The 6,000-nt window shown below is 37.1% G+C and carries 4 protein-coding genes and 1 pseudogene; 1 reads left to right on the top strand and 4 read right to left on the bottom strand.

All coding sequences use genetic code 11. From position 1 onward, the window contains the following. The 4 genes and pseudogenes from DBX25_RS21815 to DBX25_RS10890 form a co-directional block, all read right to left on the bottom strand. Positions 1 to 105, bottom strand: a pseudogene (locus DBX25_RS21815) (patatin-like phospholipase family protein); the annotation flags it as partial. A gap of 101 nt (positions 106 to 206) precedes the next feature. Beyond that, on the bottom strand, positions 207 to 1,232 hold the full coding sequence (gene splB / locus DBX25_RS10900; RefSeq protein ID WP_108670825.1) for a spore photoproduct lyase: 1,026 nt from the start codon (positions 1,230 to 1,232) through the stop codon (positions 207 to 209). A gap of 228 nt (positions 1,233 to 1,460) precedes the next feature. Further along, positions 1,461 to 4,019 (bottom strand): vitamin B12-dependent ribonucleotide reductase, encoded by a 2,559-nt coding sequence (locus tag DBX25_RS10895; RefSeq protein ID WP_108670824.1) that lies wholly within the window; start codon positions 4,017 to 4,019, stop codon positions 1,461 to 1,463. 501 nt (positions 4,020 to 4,520) lie between these two features. Beyond that, positions 4,521 to 5,363, bottom strand: coding sequence for a lipoate--protein ligase family protein (locus DBX25_RS10890; RefSeq protein WP_108670823.1), 843 nt, complete (start codon positions 5,361 to 5,363; stop codon positions 4,521 to 4,523). Between the two features lie 215 nt (positions 5,364 to 5,578). Here DBX25_RS10890 and DBX25_RS10885 point away from each other — a divergent pair, with 215 nt between their 5' ends. Next, positions 5,579 to 5,962 (top strand): rhodanese-like domain-containing protein, encoded by a 384-nt coding sequence (locus DBX25_RS10885; RefSeq protein WP_108670822.1) that lies wholly within the window; start codon positions 5,579 to 5,581, stop codon positions 5,960 to 5,962. Positions 5,963 to 6,000: the final 38 nt, after the last annotated feature.

The raw sequence follows: 6,000 nt of genomic DNA, 5'->3' as shown, positions 1-6,000 counted from the left end.
TGCAGTTCTTACAAATGAAAAACCTCTTTCTTCCAGTACTTGATAGGCTCCAATTAATGCGAACCCCTTAATTCCCCCTCCGGAAAAAACCCCGTCGATTTGCATAGTCGCTCATTCCCTTCTTTCCGGTCTTGATACATCTTTAATCTCAGAAAGAAGGAATTATTACCCTTAAACAAAAGAAAAACAGGATTTAAGGTCCTGTTTTAAGTAAAATACTGAATCTCTGCTTTAGGGAAGAAATGTGCAATGTACCCCCTAATGGTCTGTTCAATATCATTTGCATCTTCATCTTTATATACATATTTTCCGATTCCATAGCGACCCCATTTATATTTGCGCTTTTCTTCATCGAGTTCAAGCTTTGTTTTCGGGTAATGCTTTTGGATTACTTTTTTTGCAGGTTTGGTAAATCGATGTTGGATTAATTCGAAGGTTAAATCTGATAAGTCAACACCTTGTAAAGAATCGCTTAACCTTTGGAATAATTCAAAATACCCTTCCTGCCACTCGTCATGCATATAAATAGGCGCTACTATAAATCCTAATGGATATCCTGCATGGGCAACCTTACGAGCAGCCTCTAGCCTCTCATCAAAATTAGAGGTTCCTGGTTCAAAATTCTTAATTACGTATCGAGAATTGACACTGAAACGGAATCTCGTTTTTCCATTGTGCTTGGCATCCAATAAATGATCAACATGATGAAATTTTGTCACGAACCGGAGTCGACCAAGCTCTGTTCCACCAATGAATTCAATGGTTTTCTTCAAAGAATGTGTCAAATGGTCGATTCCAACTATGTCAGATGTACAAGCTGCCTCAAAGCGAGTTATTTCTGGCTTACGTTCCTCCATATACTTTTGAGCTTGTCCAAAAATATCTTCTAGATTTACGTAAGTACGAATATAAGGCTTACTTCCAAGGGTCGTTTGAAGGTAGCAATAATGACAATGCCCCATACAACCGGTTGCTAATGGAATGGCGTATTCAGCTGAAGGTTTAGACGTATCAAATTTCAAAGTTCTTCTGACACCTACAACTAGAGTTGACTTAGCAACACGATATTTCTCTAAATCCGATTCCCCTGGCAAATTCCTTATTTGGTTATGGGACGTAGTTTCTTTAATTTCTATGTTCATTTCTTCAAATTTCTTTTTGAGCTCAACCCCAAGTGGGTATTCCAAAGCCTGTGGTTCTATATACACTAACTGAGGTATAAATGGTTTCAATATATCACCTAGCTTTTAAATTTTGATTGATGGCTCAAATTAGTTAGCCAAATTTTATCTTCCACTCTCTATATTGTGTTTCAATTGGCCTTTGCCATTAAAAATTCACATGGTAAGAGTAGAAAATATTTCAATTACACCATTGTTCTTAATTAAATCTAGAATAAATAGCAAAAAGGCACTCGAAAGCTTCATTCAGCTTTTCAAGCGCCTTTTTTCGCTAATATCTTATAGGCCACACTTTAATTGTGCTCCACAATTAGTGCATGTATTGCAGCCACCCATATCTTTGACCGTCCCTTTTCGACATACCGGACATGTGTTACCTACTTCAGATCCAATCGTAACATCTGTACTTCTAAGCTCATTGATTGTATCAACTAATACGACTTTCTTTTGATCTAAATCCAAAGGTAATTCCTCTTGTTCAAATTGATTTTCTTCTGCTTTTAAAGTCAAAACTTGAGAGTCACGGCTTCCATCTACGTAAACTGTGCCACCTTTCGCTCCACCTTTATACAAGCGTTCATATATCTTTTGAACTTGATCTACTGAATAACCTTTTGGGGCATTCACCGTTTTACTAATAGAGCTGTCAATCCAACGCTGGATGATACATTGAACGTCAGCGTGCGCGTTCGGTGAGAGCTCCATCGCTGAAACAAACCACTCTGGAAGATGATTTGGGTCAGCACTTGGATTGCGATCAAGATATTCTTGGACGATATCAGCCTTAACCTCGATAAATTTACCTAAACGTCCACTTCTGAAATACGTGAAAGAGAAGTAAGGTTCTAATCCAGTCGATACTCCAACCATAGTTCCTGTACTACCTGTTGGTGCTACTGTCAATAAATGTGAATTACGAATTCCTGATTGAACAATGCCTTCTCTAACGTCCTCTGGCATTTTCTTCATGAAACCAGTCTTAATAAATCTTTTTCTAAGTTCTTTTGTTTCTTCCTCAGTTTGTCCCACTAGGAACGGGAAACTACCTTTCTCTTTAGCTAACTCTATAGAAGCTTTATAAGCAGAGACCGCAATCGTTTCAAAAACTTGATCAACAAGCTTATTCCCTTCTTCAGAACCATATTCAGTCTCACAATAAATCAACAGGTCATGAAGTCCCATTACCCCAAGCCCAACTCTACGTTCTCCTAGTGCCTGTTTTTTATTTGCTTCTAAGAAATAAGGCGTTGCTTCAATTACGTTATCCTGCATACGGACTCCCACTTCAACAGTGCGTTTTAACTTCTCGAAATTAACCGTTTTATCTTCTTTATTAGCCATGTTCGCCAAGTTTACTGCTGCTAAGTTACAAACCGAAAATGGTGCCAGAGGCTGTTCTCCACATGGATTAGTCGCAACTACCTGTTGTCCATAAGCTTTAGCATTGGTCATTTCATTTGCATTGTCGATGAAGAAAATTCCTGGCTCAGCAGAATAGGTTGCACAAATATTAATAAGGTTCCAAAGCTCTTGCGCCTTAATTTTACGGTACACGCGTACTTTGTAGCCCATTTTCTCCCATTCACGTACGTCCCCAATTTCGTGCCATTTTTCATTATAGGCTTCCATTTCTTCAGCACTGTAGCTTTCTACATCCGGGAATCGTAAATCGTAGTAGCCATCGCTCTCGACAGCCTTCATGAATTCATTTGTCAAACATACGGAGATATTGGCACCAGTCAGAAACTCAGAATTATGAACACTGTATGTGCCACCAGTCTCTAGTTTTTCTTGTGAATCCATAAAGATCTTTTCATTGAATCCTCCCATTCCAGGGATGTGTTTATAATTAAGGATTCCTTGGTACATAGCTTTTTCTTGTTCTGTTAGTGGGTTGAACTTTAACTTTTCAGATGCATGCTTACGAATCATTTCATCTTTCGTATTTTCCATCAAAAAGCGTAAAATACGAGGATTTTGCATTTTAGAAATAATGAATTCTACAATGTCAGGATGCCAGTCAGCCAGCATAATCATTTGCGCGCCACGTCTTGATCCACCTTGTTCAACCAAATGAGTCAGCTTCGCAATATCGTCTAGCCATGAAACAGATCCAGACGATTTTCCATTAACTCCTTTAGCAAGCGTGTTTCGAGGTCTAAGTGTAGAACCGTTCGTTCCTACTCCTCCTCCACGACTCATAATCTCCATAACTTGCTTTCGATGATCGGAAATTCCTTCTCTCGAGTCTTGTACGAAAGGCATAACATAACAATTAAAGTATGTGACATCCGTATCTGCCCCAGCTCCGTAAAGAACGCGTCCTGCAGGAACAAAATTCATCTGCATCAATTCTTGATAGAATTTTTCAAACCACTCGCTTCTCTTTTCCTCCGTTACCTCTACTGACGCAAGTCCTGTTGCATTTCGCATAGCGATTTGCTCATAAAAAATTTCAAGAGGCTTTTCGATAACGTCAAGGGAGCGATTAATAATTCCTGTTTCCACTTCCTCGGGCTTGTCCAACACTCCTCGATATTCTTCCTCAACAAGAACTTTTGCTTTTTTTTGTTCCCAATCAATTTCTTGAATGAATCCAAGACCTCTTGCTGGGAATTTTGGATCTTCTTTTATTGTTAGTACAACAAAATCTCCGTTCGTTAAAGTGATTTTCTCCGTATCCTTGAATGAATAGCGATCAATCATTACAAGTCTTGATACACCCTTGTGAGTGATTTTCATATCACTTGTAATAGGATGGACCTGAGGGAATAGTGAGATATCCTTGTTCAATCTTTCAAAAATGGGTTTCATAGTTTCCTTTAACGTAACAGTCATTTGTTTCCTCTCCTTATATAACACTAAAACGTCCTATTCTTAATTTCAGCAAAAGCATAGGTGTTAAATTATTACCCATAACTTATCACAATAAACACTCTCGAATCAATATATAGTGTATCAATTATTTTCGACAATACTATATATTGTGTTTGAGTTGAAATGAAAAATATTTTGTCAAACTTCAAACGAATTGCTGGAGTGAGAAAACAAGAGAAAAATATCGAAAAAGTTCTGTTTTTAGCGAATTTCACCTATTTTTAGAGGTTGATTTTTTTCATGAGACGAGGAGCCTTGATATAATAGAATTCCAAATGTAAACACTCAAAATTAGAAAAAAAATTTTTGTATTGCACATTAATCTCCATTAATATCCATTTCAACTTCAAGTGACTAAAGACCTATAATCACCCAAAAAAAATCGACAAATCAAAAATGGTGATTTGTCGATAAAAAAAATTTTTTTAATCAATTACGTTCCAATACTATATATTGTGTTTTTTATCTCATGAAATTCCATTCATGGCTTTCATATTTGGTTCTTGCAAGTTCATTCACTTCTTCCACTTGTTCAGGTGTTAATGTTAAAGCTTCAAGATGAATACCCAATCCCGCTTCAAAGCCCTCTTTGAATGCCTTTTTGGCTTGATCAAGATCAAACTTTCGATCGGTTAAATCATTCATTGCAACTGCTTTGTCTTTAAACCCTTTTAACATCCGTTCTTTTACTCTCTCATTAGGAAAGTTGAATAGACTAAATAACTTTTCATCTTCTATATCTAAAAGAATAGATCCGTGCTGGAGTATAACTCCTTTTTGTCTTGTTTGGGCGCTACCTGCAACTTTTCGACCCTCTACTACTAATTCGTACCAACTTGGAGCATCAAAACAAACGGAAGACCTTGGTGATTTTAACGCTTCCTTGTCTTCGTCAGTTTTAGGCACCGCAAAGTAAGCATCTAAACCTAAGTTTAGGAATCCTTTCAAAATCCCTTCAGAGATTACTCGATAGGCCTCAGTAACATTTTTAGGCATGTCTGGATGTTCTTCTGAAACAATGACGCTGTAGGTAAGCTCATGTTCATGTAAAACAGCTCGTCCTCCAGTCGCTCTTCGAACAAATCCCAATCCCAATCCCAATTCCTTCACACGTTCAAGATTAATTTCCTTTTCAGCTTTTTGGAAATAACCAATAGATAATGTAGCAGGATTCCATCCGTAAAAACGTATTGTAGGTGGGATTATCCCTTCACTATGCCAGTTCAATAACATTTCATCTAAAGCCATATTATATGAAGGTGAACTGAATCCCGAATCTATAAAACCCCAAGTTTCTTTTGTCACAACGATCCCTCATTTATGTATATAGTTTTTCAGTACGTGTACTAGATTATCAAAGATTTACATGAAAGCAAGTGAAAATTACTTATGAAATAATTTGAAAATTATTTTTGATATTGTAGTAAATGAATTATATAATAATCAATGAAAGATTGAAAAATGTCCAAGCATTCTTCAGTCAATATTTTTTTTATTGGTCATGAGAGGAGCTATACAGTGTGTCGAACTTGTATTTCTTATTAGTCGTAATTTTTGCCATTATAGCTTATGTAGCTTTTACATGGTGGAACCAAAAGCGTGTCGTAAAAACTCTGACACAGGATGAATTCATTGAAGGGTACCGAAAATCACAATTAATCGATGTACGCGAACCAAACGAATTCGAAAATGGACATATCTTAGGCGCAAGAAACATTCCTTTATCCCAACTTAAAACAAGATTAAAAGAGATTCGTGCAGATAAACCTGTTTACTTCTATTGCCAAAGCGGCATTCGTAGTGGAAGAGCAGCTCAAATGTTACACCGAAAAGGCTACCGTCAATTGTTCCATTTAAAAGGTGGATTCAAGCAGTGGACTGGGAAAATTAAAGCGAAAAACTAAGGAGTCCTAAATAGGATTCCTTTTTTTCATTTGTGCTA

Source organism: Peribacillus acanthi (assembly GCF_003073175.1).
In the GTDB taxonomy this organism is placed as follows: Bacteria; Bacillota; Bacilli; order Bacillales; family DSM-1321; genus Bacillus_BN; species Bacillus_BN acanthi.
Note: the sequence above shows the minus strand (reverse complement) of the source record. Positions and strands in the feature narration are given on the sequence as shown.